Genomic DNA, 21,635 nt, shown 5'->3' with positions numbered 1-21,635 from the left:
GGCGTCTCCACAAGATTCGGTCACTGGCGTTGGGTGAGTGCTATTACCATATCCGCGGTTGCGGATATGGACTTGATAAAATTGGCCGTATGCTTGATTTTATTGGCCACAATGGATATCTACCCCGACAAGTGGCCCTATCCGCGGCCCGACTCCCCGCCGCTGCTGACCCCCGATGAGGCCGAGCACACCATGGACGTGTGGCTGGTGCCCAAATTCTCGATGCTGACGCTGTTCTGTCTGCTCGAGCCGCTGCGGGTGGCCAACCGCTTCGGCCGCAATCTCTTCGCCTGGCGCCTGCGCTCCGCCAGCGGGCAGTCGGTGGTGGCCAGCAACGGGGTGCGTATCGACGTGGATGACTCGCTGGAGACACTCACCGACGGTGCCGGCCTGATGGTAGTTTCTTCCTATGAGGCGGAGCTGACGGTAGGGGCGACGGAGCGCGCGGTGCTGCGGCGCATCGCTGCCCATGGCGGCTGGTTGGGTGGGCTGGATACGGCGCCCTTCATCCTCGCCCGGGCGGGGGTATTGGAGGGGTATCGGGTGGCGCTGCACTGGGAGAGCGTGCCGGCCTTTCGCCAGGAGTTTCCCCACCTGGCGATCAGCCAGGCCCGCTACGAGTTCGGCAGCGAGCGGCTGACCGGCTCCGGGGGCTCCGCTAGCATCGACATGATGCTGGACTGGATCGAACGCGCCTACGGGCCGGCCCTGGCCAATGCGGTGGGGCGCCAGCTGGTCCACCAGCGGGCCCGGGGCGAGGCCTCCCTGGCCCAGCGCCACCTCTATGAAGAGCTACCGCGCAGCGTGGTGCGCGCGCTGGCAGTGATGGAGGCCAACCTGGCCCAGGCGCTGCCGATTCCCGAGGTGTGTCGCCTGGTGGGCCAGTCCCAGCGCCAGCTGACGCGGCTGTTCATGGCCCACTTCGGCGAGAGCCCCAAGCAGTGCTACCTGGGGCTGCGTCTCGATCAGGCGCGGCGGATTCTCGCCGACAGCCGCTGCCGCGTTACCCAGGCGGCCATGGCCGCGGGGTTTACTCAGTTGGCGCACTTCTCGCGGGCCTATCGGCGCCGCTTCAATGAGGCCCCGAGTACCACCGCCGAGCGCGGCTCGCTGTAAATATCGCCCGGCCCCGCATAGTAGTGCTTGCTCAGGCTGAGGTCCTACCAGACCGCGATGCTCGTGCTGCCGCCATCGGCGTTCGATGGTACTGTTTGCTCATTTGATTGCATGCTTGCCTGGTCGGTGCCAAACCGCCCAGGTTTACAGGGAACAGCTAACGGAGCAGGTCTTGCCCCAACTGGAACATATTCAGGCGCTGGAGAAGCGCTTGTGGAGTGCCGCAGACAACCTGCGCGCCAATTCGAACTATGCCAGCAACGAATACTTTCTGCCGGTGATGGGCTTGGTCTTCCTGCGTCATGGCTTCAGCCGCTACCTGGCGGTAAAGGAGGAGATCGAGGCCAGTCTTCCGTCGCGAGGCGGCAAGACCCAGGTTCTGCTGCTGCCCAAGCTGATGAGCGGAGAGCTCGCCGCATGAACCGCCAGGCGCTGAACGACCTGCTCGCGCTCGGGGAGGGCTTTACCACCGAGTTCAAGAAGGCCGGCACCTCCGGCCTGGGGCGGGAGATTTGCGCCTTCGCCAACACCACCGGCGGGGTGATTCTGATCGGCGTAACAGACGCCGGCGAGGTGGTCGGCGTGGCCGACCACAACAAGCTGAAGTCCGACGTGCAGGCCACGGCGCGCTCCGCCGAGCCACCCATCGCCGTGGAGGTGGAGAGCGCAGGCGCGGTACTGTGCGTAACCGTGCCGGCCCAGCACAGCAAACCCTACTCCTTCGGCGGCAAGTTTTACCTGCGCGAGGGCGCCTCCTCCCAGCAGATGTCGCGCCAGGAAATCCGCGAGTTCTTCTACTGCGAGGGGCTGATCCACTTCGACGAGACGCCCTGCGAGCGTTTCTCCCTGGAGGAGGACCTGACCGACGAGGTCTGGGACACCTTCCGCCGCCGGGCGCGCATCCCCGCTGAGATGCCGCCACACACCGCACTCAAGAACCTACACTTGCTGACCGACGACGGCAGGATGACCCACGCTGGTGCCTGGCTGCTGGCCCGCGACATCCAGGCATTCTCGATTAGTGCCGACGTGGCTTGTGCTCTGTTCATGGGCACCGACAAGGTGCATATCCTCGACCGTCGCGGCTTCAATGGCGACGTCTATTCGATGATCGACGAGGTGATGGCCTGGCTGCTTTCCAAGCTTAACGTCGCCTACATCATCAAGCACGTGAAGCGCGAGGAGCGCTCCGAGCTTCCCGAGGAGGCGCTGCGTGAGGCGGTGGTCAACGCCTTGGTGCACCGCGACTACCGTTCCACTGCCAACGTGCATGTCTACGTGTTCAAGGATCGGGTCGAGGTGGTCAGCCCTGGCGGCCTACCCGCCGGTATGAGCGAGTCAGACCTGGGCATCAAGAGCATTCCGCGCAACCCGCTGTTGTTCGGCATGCTGCATCGCATGGAAGCCGTGGAGCATATCGGCTCCGGCATCCGGCGCATCCGGCGGCTGTGTGATGAGTATGGTGTGGCCGAACCCGAGATCGAGGTTTCGCCGCACTGGTTCGTGCTGCGTTTCCCGCGGCCGGACGTAGCCGAGGAGAGGGGGCAGGTGCGACTGAATCCCGATACCCCGGAAGTCACCCCGGAAGTCACCCCGGAAGTCACCCCGGAAGCTCGCTTGTGTGGGGTCCTGCAAGGGGAAATGTCGCGGCAGGCGCTCCAGGCGTCGCTGTCCTTGAAGGATGCCGAATACTTCCGTAAAGCTTATTTGGGACCTGCCCTGGCAAGGGGGTTGATCGAGATGACCCTGCCGGACAAGCCCCGCAGCAGCAAACAGCGTTACCGGCTGACCGAACGCGGCCAACGCTACCTTGAGGAACGAGCCTCGGGGCAGAATGACAAGAACGCGCGATAAGCCCGAGCCCCTACAGAGAAGTACCACCGCCGACTAGCTGAAACGGCGGTTGCATCATCTATGGCAGTGACTTCTCTGACGCCGGGCGCGCTGAATCATGCGATAGCGCGAGCGGATCTCGTCGCGCTCCATGTAGCAGCCCTGCAGCCAGCGGTGGCCGCTGCTGCCTTCGAAAGCGTCGCGGGCGTGCAGTAGCCGGCGGTTGTCGAAGATCACCAGGTCGCCGGGCGCATAGGTGAAGCGGATCGCGAAGTGCGGCTCGCGCAGCATCGCCTGCAGCGTCATCAGCGCCTCGTAGGCTGGCTCCACCTCCTCGAAGGGGGCCTGCAGGGGGCCGCGCAGGAAGTCGGCGATACGCACCTCGAGCAGCTCGCCGCGGGCGTCGAGGCGGATCATCGGCGAATACCAGACGTAGTCTGTGATTCTGGCAGTATTGGCGTAACACCAGTGCACCCGGGTCAGCGTGGCAAAGGCAGCTGGGGCACGCTGGCGCAGCGCCTCGGCCACCGCGAAGCCGTCGAGCATCACTGCCTCGCCGCCCGCCACGCTGTTCTCCAGGCAGTGCAGCATCTGCAAGCCGGGGTGATATTCGCGGGTCGGCAGGTCGGTGTGCGGCGGCAGGGCGATGGAGGTGTAGGCGTTGGAGTCCGGGTCCGGCTTGGCCTTGACGTCGAACAGCAGGCCGAAGTTGGTGGGCCGGACCGGACCGATGCGCCGGGCGATGGCCTCCAGCGAACCGGGTTCGGTAGGCAGGCCGTGCAGGCGCACCAGCCCCTTGCCCAGCACGCTTTCCAGGGCGGGGGCGAGGATCGCCTCCTCGGCATCGCCAGCCGGTTCGGTATCGAGCAGGCCGCTGGCCTCGAGGCTGTCTGGATCTGCGCCGGGGCCGCCGTGCCAGAGCCTGACCGGCACCAGCGGCGCCTCGGGGTCGCCGGCGTTGTCGTAGTCGTGGGCGCGCAGCCAGCCGGGGTGGAAGCGCAGGTGGCGATCCTCTGCGGCGAAGGCCACGCACAGCGCGCCGGCGTCATCGATCTCGGCGGCGGCGATCTCTGGCCAGCCCGGGAGACGGGAGAGGTCGAGGATGCGCTCGCGGGTCGCCGGGTTCACGGTGCTTTCGTCGGCGGCGTTCTCGCGCAGCCAGATGCCGTGGTAGCGGCTCTTGCGACCGTCGCTCCAGCCCAGCGTGACCCCCCGGGCGTCGTGGTCGACCGAGACAATATCGGCCTCGATGGGCCAGCTGTCGTAGTCCGGGGTGAGCGGCAGGGACGAGAACGAGTTCATGGCGACCTCTCTTGAGGGAATGGAGTCGCCTAGCTTGTCTGCACCGCCGCCGCGGGAAGCAGCACCATTCGACGCCGACTATGCACCATTCGACAGCCAGGCCTGATCCTGCTGGCGCCTCAATTGGCTGGGCGTCAGGCCGTGGCGCTGGCGGAAGGCGCGGGTAAAGCTGGAGGCAGAGGCGAAGCCGCAGGCGAGGGCGATATCCAGCACCCGGTGGGGGGTCTCCAGCAGCAGGCCATGGGCGTGGTCGAGGCGCAGCCCCAGGTAGTGGTCGCGGGGCGAGCGCTGCAGGTAGCGCAGGAACAGGCGCTCCAGGCCACGCCAGGAGAGCGCCAGGCGCTGAGCCAGGTCGGCGATGGCCAGCGGCGACTCCAGGTTCGCCTCCATCAGGCCGATGGCGCGGCGCAGCTCGGTGGGCAGGTGAGGCGGCGCGCCGGGGCGCTGGCGGCTGGCGGGCAGGCGAGCCCGGGCGTGCACCAGCTGGGCATTGACCCGCGCCGCCAGGGCGTCGCCGTGACGCCGTCGCACCAGGTCCAGGGCCATGTCGATGGCGGCGCTGCCGCCGGCGCAGGAGAAGCCCCGGCTATCCACCTCGTAGAGCGACTCCACGGCGTCGATGGTGGGGAAGCGGCGGCGGAAGTCGGGCAGGCTCTCCCAGTGCAGGGTCACGGTCTGGCCGTCGAGTAGCCCTGCCGCGGCCAGCGCTACGCAGCCGGTATCCACGCCGCCCAGCACGCCGCCTCGAGCCGCCCGTTCGCGGAGCCCAGCCAGCAGCGATGGGGTCAGGCCCACCTCGGGGGCGAAGCTGGCGCAGACCGCCAGGCTGGGAAAGTCGGGTGCCTGCTGCAGGGCCATCTCGACCCCCAGGGGCATGCCGTTGCTGGCCTCCACCGGGGCGCCGTCGCTGCTGATCAACTGCCAGCGGAACAGCTCGCGCCCCGCCATGCGGTTGGCAATCCGCAGCGGCTCGATGGCGGAAAATAGCGCCACCATGGCGAAGCGCGGTAGCAGCAGAAATCCGATGGGTTCCGGCTCGGGGCCGCAGTAGTGGAGTCTCATGATCGGGCATTATTGGTGCGTTTGGCTGCCAATGCCAAGACGCAGCTCATGGCCATCTGAGCAGGGCGTATAGCGTGGTGAAGATGTCGTCTTGGGTCAAGTTTGTTCTCCTGAAGCGTGCAGACTGGTTTTTACACTTTCAACAAGAGGCAAGCCCCATGTTCGCTAATGTCGCTTTGTCGCCGCGCGTACTGTGCGGTGCCGCTCTGCTGGCTCCACTACTGATCGCTGGCCAGGCTCAGGCCGATGTGGACGAGGTGCGTTTCGGGGTGCCGCCTTGGCCCGGCGTTACCGTCAAGTCGGAGGTGGCGGCACAGCTGATGGAGGCCATGGGCTACGATACGCGTCAGCGTGAACTGGCCGTGAGCGTGATTCTCGAAGGACTCGCAGGGGATGACCTGGAGGTCTATCTAGGCGGCTGGTACCCGGTACAGACCGATATGGTCGAGCCGCTGGTCGACGCCGGTAAGATCGAGAAATTGGTGTCGAATATCGAGGGCGCCAACTCCGGGCTGGTGGTGCCGCGCTACGTTCATGAGGCTGGGATCGACTCGGTGGCTGACCTGGCAGCACATCGGGAGCGTTTCGGCGGTGAGATTCAGGGAATCGAGGCCGGCACCGGGGTCAATAACGCCATCCTCGCGGCCATCGACCAGGATCTGGCGGGGCTTGGCGACTGGAACCTGCGCGAAAGCTCTACCGCGGCGATGCTGGCTCAAGCCGAGCAGATGATGGCCGACGAAGAGTGGGTGACCTTCGTCGGTTGGGAACCCCACTGGATGAACGTCAGCTTCGATCTCGTCTATCTCGAGGATGCCGACGATGCTGGTATCGCCGCGATCGAAAGTACCGTGTGGACCATCGTGCCCGCCAGCTTGGCTGGCAATGATCCTGAACTGCACCGCTTCCTGTCCCAGTTCGTGGTCGATATCGAAGACCAGAATGATTGGGTGAATGGCTACAGTTACGAGGACCGCCCCGCCGACGAGGTGGCCCGCGAGTGGATCGGCGCTAACCTCGATACCGTGGCGGAGTGGCTGGATGGCGTCGAGGCACGCGACGGTACACCGGCTATCGAAGCGGTGAGCGCTAGCTACGATTGATGTGCCTGCCGCTGTGGTGGGGTGACTAGAGACTACCCTTCAGCGCCTGGCAGAACGCCTGCCAGGCGCTGTGCATTTCGGGCAGCAGGGCGTGAGCATGCAGGGCGCCATGCACCATGCCCGGGGCACAGCGGTAGTCGACGCTTGCCCCGGCATCGCGCCAGTGCTCGATGGCTGCTTCCAGCGGCGCAGTGAGTGGGTCGTGTTCCACACTCAAGACGTGCAGGGTCAGTCCGGGCGGTTGCGCCGCGGCGGCGACAGGCAGCGCTGTTGGGCAGCTGTGGCCAATCGACAGCACGTCATCGCGACTGAGTAGAGGGGCGTCGGGACCCAGCGTCGAGGCGTCGAGACCGCCCACCGGGGGGTAGATCAGCCCCAGGGGAGGAGCGTGCGCGCAGCTGGCGGCGAGATCCATGACCAGCCGACCGCCAGCGCTGTCGCCGACCATCGCCAGCGGGGCGATGGTCTCGGCCACGGCGCGACAGTCAGCGAGCATCATGGCGTAATTCGCCTCCGGGGCTAGGCGGTAGTCGACGCTGATGACCTCGCGATCGAGGTGGGCGGCGAGACTCGCCGCTACGCCATGGTGGCTTCTAATCGAGCCGATGGTGAAGCCGCCGCCATGTACGAAGAGCACCCGCCCGGGCCGGGCGCCATCGGGTAGAAAACGCCGCACCGCCACTCCACCGAGCCGCGTGTCCTCGACCCGCAGGCCCGCCGGGTCGTGCGGGGCGAGGCCGGCACAGAGTGCGTCGTAGCGAGCTCTCGCCGCCGCTGGTGCAAGCCCTTCTAGCTCGTCCAGGCCGGCGGCAAAGCGTTGGATAAAGGCTTCGATATCCATCCGCTCAGCGCCGGATAGCGATGCTGCGCTGGGCCAGCGCCGGCCAGTTCCCCTGCTCGGCGTGAGGTAGCGCGGCGATGGTCTCGGTCACCGGCGCCGGGAAGGCGTCGGGGCGGCCGCTCTGCTGGTCCATGCCCATCAGCATCTGCTCGCTGCTGGCCAGCAGGTTGTGCTCCTCGTCGAACAGCTCGAAGAAGGCGTGCAGCCGCTTGGCGTCGCGATCCAGCAAGGTCAGCGCCACCTGCAGCGGCTGGCCCTGGAGGGCGCCGCGGCGGTAGCAGAGGTGGGTCTCCAGGGTGTAGAGCGTGTAGCGATGGCGGCTACGCCCCACGGCATCCAGGCCGATATGGTCCATCAGCGCCTCCACCGCCAGGGAGAAGACCCTGGCGTATTCGGCGTCGTTCATATGGCCGTTGTAGTCGACCCACGCCGGGGCCACCCGGGTCTCGAGGATCACCATCAGATGCGCCCCTCCAGACCTTCCGCTTCCGGCCAGTACTTGTGCACCAGGTCGAGCAGCTCGACCAGGAAGTCGTCGCGGCGGCGGTCGAGTTCGCTGACCGGCCGGCCGGCGGCCTGGTGCTCGCAGCCTTCGACCACCTTGTCGATCAGCTCATCGGTGAGCTCGGGGGCCTCGAGTTTGGTCCAGGGTAGCTTCAGCGCGGGGCCGAACTGCTCGAGCATATGGCGCATACCCGGCTCGCCGCCGGCCAGGTGGAAGGTCAGGAAGGTACCCATCAGCGACCAGCGCAGGCCGCAGCCGTAGACCACCGCGGCATCGATCTCCTCGGTGGTGGCCACGCCGTCGTTGACCAGATGCAGGGCCTCGCGCCACAGCGCTTCCATCAGGCGGTCGGCGATATGCCCTTCGATCTCGCGGCGTACCACCAGCGGACGCATGGCCAGTTCGCGGTATAGCGCCTGGGCGCGCCGGGTATGCTCGGCGCTGGTGGCGTCACCGCCCACCAGCTCGACCAGCGGCAGCAGGTAGACCGGATTGAAGGGGTGGGCGACGATCACCCGCCCCGGCGCCCGGGTGCAGTCGCGCTGCAGGTCGCTGGGCTTGAAGCCGGAGGTGGAGGAGCCGATCAGCACCTCGGGCTCGGCGGCGGCGTCGAGGGCGGCAAGAATCTCGCGCTTGAGATCGAGGCGCTCCGGCACGTTCTCCTGGATCAGGTCGGCGCCGGCCACGGCAGCCTCGGGGCTATCGACGAAGGTGAGCCGTGCCGGGCTGGCGCCTTCGGCCAGGCCCAGGCGCGAAAGCGAGGCCCAGGCGTTGTCGACGAAGGCGCGGGTGCGCTGTGGGGCGTCAGGGGCCGGGTCGAAGGCCACTACATCCCAACCCTGGGCCAGGGCGCGGGCGATCCAGCCGTTGCCGATCACCCCGGTGCCGATCACGCTGAGTTGGCGGCTCATGCGTCACCTCCGACGACGTTCTCCACGATCTGGCCACTGCGTGGGTCGCGCAGCGACAGGTGAGCGCGGGTCTCGGCGGGGGTCATCACCCGAGCGCCGAGGTTGTCGATCAGCGTGGCGGCCTTTTCCACCAACTGGCCGTTGCTGGCCAGTACCCCTTTCTTCAGATAGAGGTTGTCCTCCAGGCCGACCCGGGCATGGCCGCCCAGCAACACCGCCTGGGCGACCATCGGCATCTGCTGGCGGCCGATGCCGAAGGCTGCCCAGTGGGCACCCTCGGGTAGTTTATTGCGCATGGTCAGCATGGTCTCGGTGTCCGCCTCAGCGCCCCAGGGGATGCCCAGGCATAGCTGGTAGAGTGGGTCGCCGTCGATCAGGCCCTCCTGCTGCAGCTGGCGCGCGAACCACACATGGCCCAGGTCGAAGCACTCCAGCTCAGGCTTGACCCCGGCGGCCTGCACCAGCCTGGCATGCTCGCGCAGCCAGTCGGCGCTGTTCACGTAGATCATGTCGCCGAAGTTGAGGCTGCCGCAGTCCAGGGTGCACAGCTCCGGCAGCAGCTCGGCGACCGGTTCGTGGCGCTGGGCCGGGGTCTGGATATCGCTGCCCGGGCCGCCACGGGTGGGGTCCGCGGCGTCGGGGATCCAGTCGCCGCCGCCGCCGGCGGTGATGTTCATGACGATATCCACGTCTGCCTCGCGGACCCGCTCCATCACCTCGCGGAAGTGCGCCACGGAGTGGCTGATACCGCCGGTCTCGGGGTCGCGCACATGGATATGCGCGATACTGGCGCCAGCCCGGGCCGCAGCGATGCAGTCATCGGCGATCTGCTTGGGGGTGACGGGGACCTTGTCGCTCTTGGCGGTGGTGTCGCCGGCGCCGGTAACGGCACAGGTCAGGATGACGTTGCGATTCATGGAGAGGCTCCTCCCGCGATGGATGTGATGCAGGGAGTGTCGCCGAGCTGCGGCGTGCCGACGCTACGCTAAGCGTCGATTAGTTGGCGTAATACGTCATGTCGGTAGGGTGACGAGGAGAGTGGTGAATGCCTTGAACTTTGGTCTATATCTGGCGCCGTGCAAGCTTGGTGACAGCTTCGTCGGATAGCGTGCATTCCCACACAGGTGCTCGCCTGTGACAATAAATGCTTACAAGAGGCGAAACGTCATGCTCAATACGCTCAATATCATCAAGGGGAAGTCGCTGCTGATTGGCGCTGCCGCCATGCTTACCACGCTGGCGCTGCCGGTGGCCGCTGAGGAGTTTCCCGATCGCCCCATCAATATGGTGGTCGGTTTCGGCACCGGGGGCAGCGCCGACCGGATGACTCGGGCCATGTCCAGCTTTGTCTCCGAGGAGCTCGGGGTGCCGGTGCAGGTGACCAATCGCCCCGGGGCCGGTACCCAGGTATCGGCCAACTACATCCTCAACATGCCGGATGACGGTTATACGCTGTACGCCTCGACGTTCGCTCCCTACCTGACCAACACCATCCTGAGTGGCGGCGCCGACTACAGCATCGATGACTTCTCCTACCTCAATTTCCAGTGGTTCGATCTCGATCTGATCGCGGCCAACAAGGACAGTGGCTTCGAGGACCTGCCGACGCTGCTCGAGACCATTCGCGACAACCCCGGCCAGGTGCGTGGTTCGGTGGTGCAGGGCTCAGCGGGTCATCTGATGGTGCGCCTGCTGCTCGATGAAGCCGGTATTCCGCAGGACAATCTCAACCTGGTGACCTACAACAGCGGCGGTGAGGCGCGCTCGGCGGTCGCCGGCCAGCAGGTCGATTTCGTATCGATCAGCGCCCAGGGCAGTGAGGGGATTCGTGAGTTTCTGACGCCGCTGGCGATCGTCAATGATGAGCGTATCGACCAGTGGGATGCGCCGCCGATCAACGAAGCGCTCAGTGAGATGGACCTGGAGGTGCCGGTACTTCAGGGCTCGATGCGCGGTTTCGCGGTGACCAGCGAATTCGAGCGTCAGCATCCCGAGCGTTATGAAGTGCTGGCCGATGCGATCCAGAACGCCTTGGCGCGCAAAGAGGTGCAGGATCAGCTCGAAAGCCAGGACATCGGCGGCGTTTGGGTCGGCCCCGAGCGTGCCAACGCGCTGATGCGCGAGAACTACGAGACCTTCGAGAAGTACGCCCACCTGCTCAACTGATGCTATCCGTTGCCGCCGCCCCATGCCCTGCATGGGGCGGCTGGGAGTGATGTGATGACCACCCGTGATCGCGACTATGGGGACCTGCTGGTCCTCATGGCCCTGGCTGGCTTTACGCTCTGGTATCTGTTCGATGCCATTCGCGTGTCGTCCGCCGTCCAGAACCTGCTGCTGATTCTTCCGCTGGCCCTGATCGTGCTGAGCATCGTGCTGCTGGAGCTGGCAATACGGCTGCGCAAGGGCACGCTGTTGGTGCGCCCCGACGCCGAGCCGCTGCGCCAGACGCTGCCGGTGGTGGGGCTCTTCGCCGCCTATGTGATTTCGCTCGAGACGCTCGGCTTCGATGTGGCCACGGTGCTCTTCATTGCGGCCTTCCTGGTGCTGAAGGGCGAGCGCAACTGGCTGCTACTCGGCGGCTATAGCCTGGCCTTCGGCTTCGGCGTGGCGTTCTTCTTCGCGCTGATGCTGCCCTATCCCATGCACATGCTGATCCTCCAGGGCTAACGGGGTAACACCATGATCGATTTCACGGCCGTCGAGCAGGGCCTGAATCTGCTGTTTTCCGACTTCAGCCCCTGGCTGGTAGTGGTGCCGGGGATCATCATCGGCCTGATCTTCGGCGCCACGCCGGGGCTGCAGATCTCCATGGCCATGGCGATCTTCCTGCCGATGACGCTGTACATGGACTTCGTCCAGGCGATGCTGTTTCTGACCGCGATCTTCACCGGCGGCTCTTTCGGCAGCGGCATCCCGGCGATCCTGATGAATATTCCCGGCACCTCGTCGGCGATCGCCACCGCCTTCGATGGCTATCCGATGGCCCGCCAGGGGCGCCATAACCAGGCCCTGGGCATCGCCCTGGCGTCGTCGGTGATCGGCGTGCTGATGGGCTATCTGATCCTGTTCGTGATGATCCAGCCGCTCTCGCTGATGGTCCTGAAACTGGGCCCGGCGGAGATGTTCGCGGTGATCCTGTGGGGCATGACGCTGATCGCCAGCCTCAAGGGCGAACAGGTGCTCAAGGGGCTGATGGCGGGCTTCGTCGGCCTGCTGGTGGGCACCATCGGCTTCAACGAGCTGGGCATGGCGCGCGGCACCATGGGCCAGACCTACCTGCTCGACGGTGTGCCGGTGATCCCGGCGATGATGGGCATGTTCGCCGCCTCCGAGCTGTTCAAGCTGGCCAACAAAGGCTTTATCGTCGAGTCCGAGGCGTCGCGCAAGGTGCGTATCAGCGAGATCTTCGAGGGCTTTGGCATGGCCCTCCGCTATCCGTGGGTGATGATCCGCGGTGGCCTGATCGGGGTCTTCGTCGGCGCGGTGCCGGGGGTGGGGTCATCGGTGTCGAACCTGCTCTCCTACGTCGAGACCCAGCGCCGCGATTCTGACCCCGCCTCCTTCGGCAAGGGCAATCCCAAGGGGGTGGTGGCGTCCGAATCGGCCAACAGCACCTCGGAAGCGGGCTCCATGGCGACGCTGCTGGCCCTGGGCATCCCCGGCGGCGGTGCCACGGCGGTGATGCTGGCCGCCTTCGCCATGCACAACATCACCGGCGGCCCGCAGTTCATTCGCCAGCAGACCGATGTGGTCTACGCCATCATCTTCGCCAACTTCGCCCAGGTGTTCCTGCTGGTGGTGATCGGGCTGCTGTTCATCCCGCTGCTGGCCAATATCATCAAGGTGCCGATGCGCTATCTGATTCCGTCGGTGCTGGTACTGGCGGTGATGGGCTCCTTCGGCCTCACCGGCAACATGACCGGGCCGGCGACGGTGCTGATCTTCGCCGTGGTCGGATGGCTGTTCCGCCACTACGGCTACTCGGTGCCCGCGATGGTGATCGGCATGCTGCTGGGGGCGATGGCCGAGAAATCGCTGCTGCACTCCCACCAGATCAGCGGCGGTGACATCACCTATCTGTTCGAGCGACCGGTGGCGATGGGCATCTTGGTACTGATGCTGGTGTCGCTGTTCGGTCGGCCACTGATGGCGCGGCTGGGGCGCACGCGCCGCACCTCGACCGATGCATCGAGTTAAGCAGATCCGGCCGCTGACCGGGCGGACCCTGGCCCTTGGCGCCCTGGGCGGCGCGCTTGCCAGCCTGCTGTCGCTGCCCCTGGCATGGATGCTGGGGGCGCTGTTCATGGTGCTGGCGGTGTCGCTGCTGGGGGTGTCCACCGCGGTGGACACGCGGCTGCACCGCCTGGCCATCGCCACGCTGGGAGTGTTCATCGGCCAGCGCGTCGATGCCGGCGAGTTGGTGCAGCTGGCGGCATGGTATCCCAGCGTGATCGCCATGCTGCTCTATATGGTGCTGCTGCTGGTCGGCGGCGGTGCGCTCTTCCTGCGCGGCGGTGTCGCCCCGCTCAACGCCCTGTTCTGCGCCTTCCCGGGCAGCATGAATACGGCCCTGGTGCTGGCCGAGCGCGCCGGCGGTGACGTGCGCTGGATCGCCATCTCTCACTCCATGCGCCTGGCGGTGGTGGTGTCGTCGGCCGCGCTGATGGCGGCGCTGCTGGTCGATGAAGTCGGCATGGCGGATGACGCCGGGCGGCTCACCCTCGATCTACTCTGGTGGCTGCTGGCGCCGGCAAGCTGGTGGCTGGGGCGTCGCCTGCGGCTGCCGTTGGCCGAGTTCCTCGGCCCACTGCTGGTGAGTGCGCTGCTCACCAGCCTCGGTGTGCCGCTGGCGCTGCCCAGCGTGTGCCTACTGGCCACCTTCCTGATCCTCGGCAGCTCCATCGGCTCGCGTTTCTCGGCCACCTCGTGGCGTCGCGTGGTGACGGTGGGGCGCGTTGGGCTGCTGTTTGCACTGTTTGCCGTGGTCCTGGCGGTGGGGGTGGCACTGCTGGTGGCATTCCTCACCGAGCTGAGCTTCGTCGCGGTGCTGCTGGCGCTGCTGCCCGGCGGGGTGGGCGAGATGGCGGTCATCGCCGTGGCCGTTGACGTCGACCCGGTCTATGTGGTGTCACACCATGTACTTCGCCTGCTGCTGCTTATCGCGCTGACGCCGTGGATGTTGCGCTGGGTGCGGACGCACTATGCGCAGCCAGGGCCGGAAAACTGACGAGGGCCTCGAGCCCTCCCGCCTCACGGTTGCGCAGGATCAGCCGGGCACCATGGGCCTGGGCGATCTGCTCGGCGATGGCCAGCCCGAGGCCGCTGCCCTGGGTACGCGTATCGGCGCGATAGAAGCGCTCAGTGAGACGTATCAGGCGCTCCTCAGCGACGCCTACTCCGTCGTCGCGCACGGCCAGCGAGCAGCGGCCATCACGGCACTCGACGGCGACCTGGATGCTGCCGCGGTAGGCTTGCTCGCCACCGGCGTGGAGGCTGGCGTTGTCGATCAGGTTCTGCACCATCCAGCGCAGCATGATGGGGTCGCCAAGTAGCGGCGGTGAGGACTCGTCGGCTTCCAGGGCCAGCTCCTGGCCACGCTGATAGACGCTTGCGGCAGCCTGGCTGCAGGCGTCGCGGCAGATGGCGACCAGGTCGACGCTGGCCAGGGTGGCGCTGTCGACAAGCTCATGGCGCGTCTTGGCGTATCTGAGCAGCTGCTCGACGGTGTGGCCGGCGTGCTCGGCGATGCGGCTGATCTCACCGAGGTTGGCGCGGGTCTCAGGCTCGTCGCTGCGCGTCAGGGTAAGTTCGCTCAGGGCGCGAATCTCCGAGACCGGCGTGCGCAGTTGATGCGAGACATCGGCATTGAGCTGCTGGGTATTCTGGATGCTCAGGCGCATGCGCTCCATCAGCTGGTTGATGCTCTGAATCAGCGGCGCGACTTCCCGTGGCACCTCGCCAACCAACGGCTCCAGGTCATGCTGTGAGCGGCGGTGTAGGGCGCGGCGGATGGCATTCAGCGGTGCCAGGCCCTTGTGGATGGCGAGCAGGGCGATGGAGATGGCCAGCAGGCCGCCCACCGCCATCAGGCTGCTCAGCGTAAGCATGAAATCGCTGATCAGAGCCCGGCGCGGCTCGGTGGACTCGGCGACGATCACCTCGATCTGGCGGGACTGGTTGGCGCGGGTCAGTGGGAAGGTCAGGGCGACGGCGCGCAGGGCGTTGCCGGCATAGTCGACGTCGTAGAACAGCGGCTGGTCGAGCCCGGTAGTCGGACCTTGAAGACCGGCGAAGCCGGCCAGCATGCTGCCATCGACCTCCTGGATGCGATAGAAGATCTTGCCGTCGCCGCGACTGCCTAAGGTGCTGATGCTGAAATAGTGCATATTGATACGCAGCTCACCATCTACCGAGTGGATACGCCGCTCGACCCGCTCGGCGGCGTTGAGCAGCATGTCGTCGAAGGTCTCGTTGATCTGGCGCGACAGCAGGTAGTGGCTGGCCAGCAGGGCCAACAGGGCCAGGCCAGTGAAGGGCAGGCCGATCCAGATCAGCAGGCGGGCACGAATCGAACGCATCAGCCGCCATCCTGGGGGTCGAGCAGGTAGCCGAGGCCGCGCACCGTCTTGAGACCGACATCGACGCCGAGTTTCTTGCGCAGGCGAGACACATAGGTCTCCACTGCTGTGTGGCTGACCGGGTCGTCGGTGGTGGAGAGGCGATCGGCGATCTGCCCCTTGCTGACCAGGCGGCCCTGGTTGATCAGCAGATACTCCATCACCTCCAACTCGCGGCGGTGCAGTGCCACCGGCTCGCCGTCGAGGCGCAGCTCCATGGCATCGGGGTGGAACTCCAGGCGACCGCTGCGCAGAGTGTCGCCGCCGAACTGCTTGGCGCGACGCACCAGCGCCTTGGCCCTGGCGGCCACCTCGTCCAGCGAGAAGGGCTTGCAGAGGTAGTCGTCGGCACCTTCTTCGAGCCCCAGGATGCGCTGATCGAGGGCATCCCGCGCCGAGATGATCAGCACCGGGATAGTGTCCTGACGCTGGCGCAGGCGACGCAGCAGGCTGATGCCATCGAGCTCCGGAAGCCCCAGATCGAGGACCAGCAGGTCGTAGGCGCCCACCTCCAGGCAGTGCTCGGCGCTACGGCCATCGCGGCTCACCTCGGCCTGGAATCCGGTGTCTTCGAGCGCCGCCGAGATGGAGCGCGCCAGATTGTCATTATCTTCTACCACTAGCACTTTCATCGCTGCTATCCCCGACGTCGCTGCGAGCTCTGCATTCTATCATTCACCGCGCGCCCGCCCGCTAACCGAAAGGTCAATTGTTGGCGGCGGGAATCCCGGTAGGCTGGGGTGGGCCAGCGGCGTCGATGCCGCATGACACAGCGATGGGAGATGGTGCGCCGATGCACAGTGATGCGGCAGAGTTCGACTACATCGTGGTAGGCGCCGGCACCGCCGGTTGCTTGCTGGCCAATCGCTTGAGCGCCGACCCGGCCAACCGGGTGCTGCTGATCGAGGCCGGCGGGCGCGACAACTACCACTGGATTCATATTCCGGTGGGCTATCTCTACTGCATCGACAACCCGCGCACCGACTGGCTGTTTCGCACCGAGCCGGATCCGGGGCTCAACGGCCGTTCGCTGATCTACCCGCGCGGCAAGACCCTGGGCGGCTGCTCGAGCATCAACGGCATGCTGTATATCCGTGGCCAAGCGCGCGACTACGACGGCTGGGCCGAGGCGCTGGGCGATGAGGCCTGGCGCTGGGAGAATTGCCTGCCGGACTTCATTGCCCATGAGGATCACCAGCGCCTGGACGCAGGCGGCGACGCCGATGCCGGCCACCGCGACTTTCACGGCCACGGCGGTGAGTGGCGGGTCGAGAAGCAGCGCCTGAGCTGGGAGGTGCTGGACGACTTCGCCGCGGCGGCGGTGGAGGCGGGCATTCCGCGCACCGACGACTTCAATCGCGGCGACAACGAAGGCGTCGACTACTTCGAGGTCAACCAGCGTGGCGGCTGGCGCTGGAACGCCGCCAAGGCCTTCCTGCGTCCCGTGTGTGAGAAGCGCAGCAACTTTACCCTGTGGCACTCCGCTCAGGTACATCGGCTGCTGTTCGACGAGGGCGGTAGTGATGGAAAGCCTCGCGCCAGCGGCGTCGAGCTGGAGCGTGGAGGCGCCGTCACCCGGGTGACGGCCAAGCGCGAGGTGATTATGGCCGCCGGGGCCATCGGTTCGCCGCAGCTGCTGCAGCTCTCCGGTATTGGCCCCGCTGACCTGCTCGCTCAGCACGGCATTGCGGTGGTGCGCGAACTGCCGGGGGTGGGGGAGAACCTGCAGGATCACCTGCAGATCCGCTCAGTCTATCGGGTCAGCGGTGCCAAGACCCTCAATACCCTGGCGGCGAGCTGGCTGGGCAAGGCCAAGATCGGTCTGGAGTATCTGCTCCACCGCACCGGCCCGATGAGCATGGCGCCGTCGCAGCTGTGCGCCTTCACCCGCAGCAGCGCCGACTATCGCCACCCCAATCTCGAATATCATGTTCAGCCGCTCAGCCTGCCGGCCTTCGGCCAGCCGCTGCACGACTTCCCGGCGATCACCGCCAGCGTCTGCAATCTCAACCCCACCAGCCGTGGCACGGTGCGCATCAAGAGCGCCGACCCGCGGCAAGCCCCGGCCATTGCGCCCCACTACCTGAGCACTGAAGAGGATCGCAAGGTGGCGGCGGATTCGCTGCGGGTCACCCGGCGCATCGCCGAGCAGCCGGCCTTTGCCAAGTATCAGCCGGAGGAGGTCAAGCCCGGCATCGAGTACCAGAGCGACGAGGACCTGGCGCGGCTAGCCGGCGACATCGGCACCACCATCTTCCATCCGGTGGGCACGGCGAAAATGGGCCGCGCCGAGGATCCCATGGCAGTGGTCGACTCGCACCTGCGGGTGCACGGCGTCGACGGCCTGCGGGTGGTGGACGCCAGCGTGATGCCGACCATCACCAGCGGCAACACCAATTCACCGACGCTGATGATTGCCGAGAAAGCGGCGCGCTGGATCTTGGCTGGGGAGTGACGAGCAAGCTCAGCTCAGTTCGATCAGCCGCCGGGCGAAGCTCAGCAAGTCGTCACTATGCTTGGTGATGATGGCGACAACGATCGGGATCTGAACCTTCTGGTAGTCGTGCACTGAGATGTTACGAAAACCGGTCATGCGTTTCAGCACGTCGGCTAGCGGCGCGTCGAGCAGTTGGGCCGCGGCTAGCAGATCGAACACCTCGCGGGCGCTCTGCGGTGCGCCCAAGGCCTGGCGGCGAACCAGGTGGGAGCCCCCGTCGATGGCAGCCTCACAGGCGCGCTGCAAGTTGAGAATGGCAGCATCCTGGCGGGTAAAGTCCTGGGCGAACCCTGCGCCTGCGGCTTGATACTCCTGCTGGGCGCGAGCCACGCAGCGCTCGATGGTGGCTGCCTTGTTGAGCAGCACGTCATCGGTCATAGACACTGCCTCGCTGGCGAATATCGGAGAGGATGCCGCGGCGCATGATCTGTAGGTCCCAGTATTCGCTCAAACAGCTGAGTTCGAATTCGTCCGCTGCCTGGTCGCGCTGCCATAGGCGGGTACCATGGGTAATGACCTGATGGCGCATCACGGTGCTTGCCTGGCGTAGATCGACCAGGTCGACATCCTGCCCGAGCGCGCCGGCGATTTGGTCGCCGAGGTGCCAAAGCGCTTCGGCGTCCACCGGCCTGGGTAGCAGGATGGCAAGATCGATGTCGCTATCCTGCTGGGCCTGATCGCTGGCCTGACTGCCAAAAAGGTAGATGGCCTGCAGTGGGGGCAGCGCCTGGCGCAGCAGGGTGGTTAACGTCTGTTGTTGGGCAACCGTCAGCATGCTGACGCTCCGGCAGCGGCGTGGAGTGGCCAGATTAGCACAACGAAAACGCCCCGCGAGTGATCGCAGGGCGTTAGGGGATTCTATGGTCGGAGCGACAGGATTCGAACCTACGACCTCTGCCTCCCGAAGGCGTGATCACTGTAAATCCACAGGAACTAACATCACCAATGATCAACGAATTTTTCAATGAAAAACAAGTAATTGTGTTGTGATTGCAGATTTCCCTTTGTTGCTTGGTATTGCCCGTTATATCCTACATTTGGAACCTATTTGGAACCTGAAAAGGGTGGGGCATGGCAAAGGTGACAGAGAAGCTGACGACCCGAGTGCTCGAGCGACTGGCGCGCGAGCTGCCCGAGGGCGACGAAGTATGGGACGCTGACCTCTCCGGTTATCACGTCCGTGCCGGAAAGCGAGGGCTGGCTCTGCGCGTGTCCTACTACAACACCGCTGGCCAGCGTCGCGTGCTGACTCTCGGCCGCTACGGCGCCCCCTTTACGGCGGCCCAAGCTCGTGAGGATGCCAAAGAGGCATTGGCCATAGTTGCCCAGAGCGGCGACCCACGCGCCGTGCTCGAGGAAGCCAAGGCCGAAGCCGAGCGCCAGCAGCAGCAGACTCTCCGCGCCTACCTGGAGGGCCCCTATACCGCCTACCAGAAACGCAAGAAGGATGGGGCCGCCACCTTGCGCCGTATCCGCTATGCCTTCTTCGATTGGCTCGACAAGCCGATGGGCAGCCTCACCCGTGCCGATGTCGAGCGCTGGCAGGCCGAGCAGGAGGCCGTGAAGCCGCCGAAGGACAAGGGCGAGCCTCCATCCAGTCCCCGCGCCTTCTCCACCCTCAGGCGCGATTACGGCGCCCTCTATACGATGCTGGAGCACGCCGCCGAGCGGAAGGTAATCCCGGCCAACCCGCTGAAGGGCATCAAGCTGCAGAAACCGGCGCTGACCGAGGACGAGCTGGCCGAGCAGGGCGCCGAGCGTCGTTATCTGGAGCTGGAGGAGGTCGAGAAGCTGTTCGCCGGCCTGGAGACCTATCAAGAGCTCAAGCGCGAGCAGCGGCGCAGCAGCCGAGCCCACGGCAAGGCGTATCTGCCCGACCTGGACCGGGTGGCCTACGTCGATCATGTCGCGCCGTTCATCAAGGTGATGTACTTCACTGGCTTCCGTCCCGGCGACCTATTCGGCCTGCGCTGGGAGCACGTCAACCTGGCCTTCGCCACGATCCGTAAGGTGATCGAGAAGACCGCGCACAGTCGCCCAGAGCCCCAGACCTTCCCGCTGTCCCGGGCAGCCGTAGTCGTACTCAAGACCTGGTGGAAGCAGCAGGGCGAGCCGATGGCCGGCCTGGTGTTCGCCTCGTCCGTCAACGGCAGGCGAATGGCTCAGACCGCGATGCAACGGCCGTGGGCTGCCGTCCGCAAACTGGGAGGGCTGCCCGACGACCTGCAGCTCTACACCCTCCGCCACAACTTCGCGTCCCAACTGGTCATGGCCGGTACCGACCTGCTGACAGTCTCCAAATTGATGGCACACGCCGAAATCCAGACAACCATCGCCCACTACGCTCACCTGGCGCCAGACCACAAGCGCGACGCCGTGGAGGCGTTTGCCAAGCTTGCGCCGGGCCAGGAGGCGGATACAGCAAAGGATGATGCCCGACGGGCACTTGTTTGATAGGGCTGGCGCGGATGGCGTGAGCCGTCTCGTTGGCTGGGCTAGGGTGGCTCGCCTAATGCGCGGGAATTCCACCATACTGGCTGGCCACGCTTAGATTGAGAGAGCGAGGAGAGGTGCTTATGTATGAAAAGTGTGTAACATTAAGTAAGGGTGCGCTTGATGATTTTGATTTGAGTGAAGAGCTCAAGAAAGAGAAGATTTCTGTTTTTGATTTTGCTATACAAGTGCTTGATGTGGTCAAAACTTTTAGAAGGGAAAGTCCAGAGTTCTTTTTTCTTTGCGATGGTCCTCGGGAGTTTTATAGCCCGGAGGTATGGGGCTTAGGTAAAGAGTCATTTGATTTTTTAAATGGTGTTTTAGAAGGAGGGGTTAAGGAAAATAATCAGGTTGAGAAAATTTGCTATCTGTCAATTGTGCCCTATGTGATGATGGTTAGAGACGCGTACTCTAATGGAAACAGTTGTTTTACTGATGCCCAAGGTAAACCTATGACCAGAAAAGAGGTTGATGACATGGGCAGTTCAGCCATTGCTGTCAACGTGATGTGCCACTTGTGGGAAAGTGAAAGTGAGGCTACGCGTGTTTTGATAGAGTTGGGTATTCATTCATTTATACTTCATGCTATTGATGGTCTAATAATTTCAAGGGCCATGGGGGACGATTGTGTCGCTGGCTACCATTGGGTATCAATGCTTTCGCAGCAGCTTAAAGTGTGGGAGCATGTTCGCGATACAGTGAAAGAGAATGCTTCAAAAGCTGCAAGGGGGAGGCATGCTGAGACAGAGTTAATAAAGAAAGACGTTTATAAATATTATGATGAGAACAGGTGTCGCTTTAAGAGCTTAAGAGCGGCTGCCCAAGAGATAGAGAAAAGAGAGCCTGTAAAGTTTAGAACCATTTATGACTGGCTGCGGAAAAGAGGCTAGGCGTAGGGCTCTGAACTGTACAGTCTGCATGCTAACGGCATATTCTATTACCGGTTCCTTAGCCACCATTGAAGCATCAACCAGCAACTTGGAGATGCTTCGATGCCTACCAAGAAACAACCACCAGGCGACATCCTCGCCAACGCCCTGGCCCGCTATTGTGACGGTTTCGACCCGGCACTGATCGAGCTGCCCGAGACGGCTGTCTTCCCTGGCCTTATTCCCGCCCAACCTTCCACCGCCCGAAAGTCCCGCATCACCGGCAGCTTACTCGGTCGGCCGGCACCGCCATTCGTGAAGCGTGGACGGATGGTCCGCTATCGGCTTAAGGACGTTCTTGATTGGCTTGCCGATGGTGATGTCTATGCGAACACTGCTGTGGCTTCCTTGGCCAAGGGAGGGCCGTGCCATGTTTGAAGCCGCCTTCGCTATCGCCGCTTGCTGGCGCTGGCTGACCCGGCG

At 64.7% G+C, this 21,635-nt stretch carries 22 protein-coding genes; 12 read left to right on the top strand and 10 right to left on the bottom strand.

Annotated features, from left to right (window positions below):
* Window positions 1-111: 111 nt before the first annotated feature.
* From CK498_RS22845 to CK498_RS22835, 3 genes are all read left to right on the top strand, one after another.
* On the top strand, window positions 112-1,116 hold the full coding sequence (locus CK498_RS22845) for a GlxA family transcriptional regulator (protein WP_095623169.1): 1,005 nt from the start codon (window positions 112-114) through the stop codon (window positions 1,114-1,116).
* A 172-nt stretch (window positions 1,117-1,288) separates the two neighbouring features.
* The gene (locus CK498_RS22840) at window positions 1,289-1,537 is read left to right on the top strand and encodes a type I restriction-modification system subunit M N-terminal domain-containing protein (RefSeq protein WP_217987842.1); all 249 of its coding nucleotides are present in this window, start codon (window positions 1,289-1,291) and stop codon (window positions 1,535-1,537) included.
* Window positions 1,534-2,970, top strand: coding sequence for a Fic family protein (locus CK498_RS22835; RefSeq protein WP_095623168.1), 1,437 nt, complete (start codon window positions 1,534-1,536; stop codon window positions 2,968-2,970). The genes CK498_RS22840 and CK498_RS22835 overlap by 4 nt, the downstream gene beginning before the upstream one ends.
* Window positions 2,971-3,024: 54 nt before the next feature.
* Here the strand turns inward: CK498_RS22835 and CK498_RS22830 are convergent, their stop codons facing one another.
* Both CK498_RS22830 and CK498_RS22825 read right to left on the bottom strand, forming a co-directional pair.
* A complete protein-coding gene (locus CK498_RS22830) occupies window positions 3,025-4,251 on the bottom strand; it encodes a TauD/TfdA family dioxygenase (RefSeq protein WP_095623167.1) in 1,227 nt (408 codons plus the stop codon).
* 78 nt (window positions 4,252-4,329) lie between these two features.
* Entirely contained in the window at window positions 4,330-5,313 is a 984-nt protein-coding gene (locus tag CK498_RS22825) for a GlxA family transcriptional regulator (RefSeq protein ID WP_095623166.1), read from the bottom strand.
* 158 nt (window positions 5,314-5,471) lie between these two features.
* Between CK498_RS22825 and CK498_RS22820 the strand changes: the two genes are divergently transcribed.
* Window positions 5,472-6,416 carry an ABC transporter substrate-binding protein gene (locus CK498_RS22820; protein WP_095623165.1) on the top strand — a complete coding sequence of 315 codons (945 nt, stop codon included), beginning with the start codon at window positions 5,472-5,474 and terminating at the stop codon, window positions 6,414-6,416.
* Between the two features lie 25 nt (window positions 6,417-6,441).
* Here CK498_RS22820 and CK498_RS22815 read toward each other — a convergent pair whose 3' ends face one another.
* The 4 genes from CK498_RS22815 to CK498_RS22800 are packed head-to-tail and all read right to left on the bottom strand — an operon-like array spanning window position 6,442 to window position 9,590.
* Window positions 6,442-7,257, bottom strand: a complete 816-nt coding sequence (locus CK498_RS22815) for an alpha/beta hydrolase fold domain-containing protein (RefSeq protein ID WP_095623164.1) — start codon at window positions 7,255-7,257, stop codon at window positions 6,442-6,444.
* Window positions 7,258-7,261: 4 nt separating this feature from the next.
* Window positions 7,262-7,717, bottom strand: coding sequence for a thioesterase family protein (locus CK498_RS22810; RefSeq protein WP_095623163.1), 456 nt, complete (start codon window positions 7,715-7,717; stop codon window positions 7,262-7,264).
* Window positions 7,717-8,673, bottom strand: a complete 957-nt coding sequence (locus CK498_RS22805) for an L-carnitine dehydrogenase (protein WP_095623162.1) — start codon at window positions 8,671-8,673, stop codon at window positions 7,717-7,719. The genes CK498_RS22810 and CK498_RS22805 overlap by 1 nt, the downstream gene beginning before the upstream one ends.
* Window positions 8,670-9,590 (bottom strand): BKACE family enzyme, encoded by a 921-nt coding sequence (locus CK498_RS22800; RefSeq protein WP_095623161.1) that lies wholly within the window; start codon window positions 9,588-9,590, stop codon window positions 8,670-8,672. The genes CK498_RS22805 and CK498_RS22800 overlap by 4 nt, the downstream gene beginning before the upstream one ends.
* A gap of 250 nt (window positions 9,591-9,840) precedes the next feature.
* Here CK498_RS22800 and CK498_RS22795 point away from each other — a divergent pair, with 250 nt between their 5' ends.
* From CK498_RS22795 to CK498_RS22780, 4 genes are read left to right on the top strand one after another with little or no spacing between them, the layout of a single operon-like run.
* Window positions 9,841-10,839 (top strand): Bug family tripartite tricarboxylate transporter substrate binding protein, encoded by a 999-nt coding sequence (locus CK498_RS22795; protein WP_095623160.1) that lies wholly within the window; start codon window positions 9,841-9,843, stop codon window positions 10,837-10,839.
* 54 nt (window positions 10,840-10,893) lie between these two features.
* The gene (locus CK498_RS22790) at window positions 10,894-11,343 is read left to right on the top strand and encodes a tripartite tricarboxylate transporter TctB family protein (RefSeq protein ID WP_095623159.1); all 450 of its coding nucleotides are present in this window, start codon (window positions 10,894-10,896) and stop codon (window positions 11,341-11,343) included.
* A 12-nt stretch (window positions 11,344-11,355) separates the two neighbouring features.
* Window positions 11,356-12,873 carry a tripartite tricarboxylate transporter permease gene (locus CK498_RS22785; protein WP_095623158.1) on the top strand — a complete coding sequence of 506 codons (1,518 nt, stop codon included), beginning with the start codon at window positions 11,356-11,358 and terminating at the stop codon, window positions 12,871-12,873.
* Complete coding sequence (locus CK498_RS22780) at window positions 12,860-13,903, top strand: AbrB family transcriptional regulator (protein ID WP_095623157.1); 1,044 nt, start codon at window positions 12,860-12,862, stop codon at window positions 13,901-13,903. Before CK498_RS22785 ends, CK498_RS22780 begins: the two co-directional genes overlap by 14 nt.
* On the opposite strand, the gene CK498_RS22775 is transcribed toward CK498_RS22780, so the two are convergent.
* Entirely contained in the window at window positions 13,833-15,254 is a 1,422-nt protein-coding gene (locus tag CK498_RS22775; protein WP_095623156.1) for a sensor histidine kinase, read from the bottom strand. The two genes, CK498_RS22780 and CK498_RS22775, sit on opposite strands and share 71 nt — an antisense overlap.
* Entirely contained in the window at window positions 15,254-15,925 is a 672-nt protein-coding gene (locus CK498_RS22770; RefSeq protein WP_095623155.1) for a response regulator transcription factor, read from the bottom strand. Before CK498_RS22770 ends, CK498_RS22775 begins: the two co-directional genes overlap by 1 nt.
* 161 nt (window positions 15,926-16,086) lie before the next feature.
* On the opposite strand from CK498_RS22770, the gene CK498_RS22765 reads away from it, so the two are divergent.
* Complete coding sequence (locus tag CK498_RS22765; RefSeq protein WP_095623154.1) at window positions 16,087-17,748, top strand: GMC family oxidoreductase; 1,662 nt, start codon at window positions 16,087-16,089, stop codon at window positions 17,746-17,748.
* 9 nt (window positions 17,749-17,757) lie between these two features.
* On the opposite strand, the gene hepT is transcribed toward CK498_RS22765, so the two are convergent.
* A complete protein-coding gene (gene hepT, locus CK498_RS22760; protein WP_095623153.1) occupies window positions 17,758-18,168 on the bottom strand; it encodes a type VII toxin-antitoxin system HepT family RNase toxin in 411 nt (136 codons plus the stop codon).
* Window positions 18,158-18,565, bottom strand: a complete 408-nt coding sequence (gene mntA, locus CK498_RS22755; RefSeq protein WP_095623152.1) for a type VII toxin-antitoxin system MntA family adenylyltransferase antitoxin — start codon at window positions 18,563-18,565, stop codon at window positions 18,158-18,160. The genes hepT and mntA overlap by 11 nt, the downstream gene beginning before the upstream one ends.
* Before the next feature lie 296 nt (window positions 18,566-18,861).
* On the opposite strand from mntA, the gene CK498_RS22750 reads away from it, so the two are divergent.
* The 3 genes from CK498_RS22750 to CK498_RS22745 all read left to right on the top strand — a co-directional run bounded on the left by CK498_RS22750 (window position 18,862) and on the right by CK498_RS22745 (window position 21,590).
* A complete protein-coding gene (locus CK498_RS22750; RefSeq protein WP_095623151.1) occupies window positions 18,862-20,244 on the top strand; it encodes a tyrosine-type recombinase/integrase in 1,383 nt (460 codons plus the stop codon).
* Between the two features lie 122 nt (window positions 20,245-20,366).
* Window positions 20,367-21,173, top strand: coding sequence for a hypothetical protein (locus CK498_RS25950; protein ID WP_141246996.1), 807 nt, complete (start codon window positions 20,367-20,369; stop codon window positions 21,171-21,173).
* Window positions 21,174-21,275: 102 nt separating this feature from the next.
* A complete protein-coding gene (locus CK498_RS22745; protein WP_095623150.1) occupies window positions 21,276-21,590 on the top strand; it encodes a hypothetical protein in 315 nt (104 codons plus the stop codon).
* The last annotated feature ends 45 nt before the right edge of the window (window positions 21,591-21,635 follow it).

Source organism: Halomonas salipaludis (assembly GCF_002286975.1).
Lineage (GTDB): Bacteria > Pseudomonadota > Gammaproteobacteria > Pseudomonadales > Halomonadaceae > Franzmannia > Franzmannia salipaludis.
The sequence above is the reverse complement of the archived record's forward strand: the minus strand, read 5'-3'. Positions and strand labels throughout refer to the sequence as shown.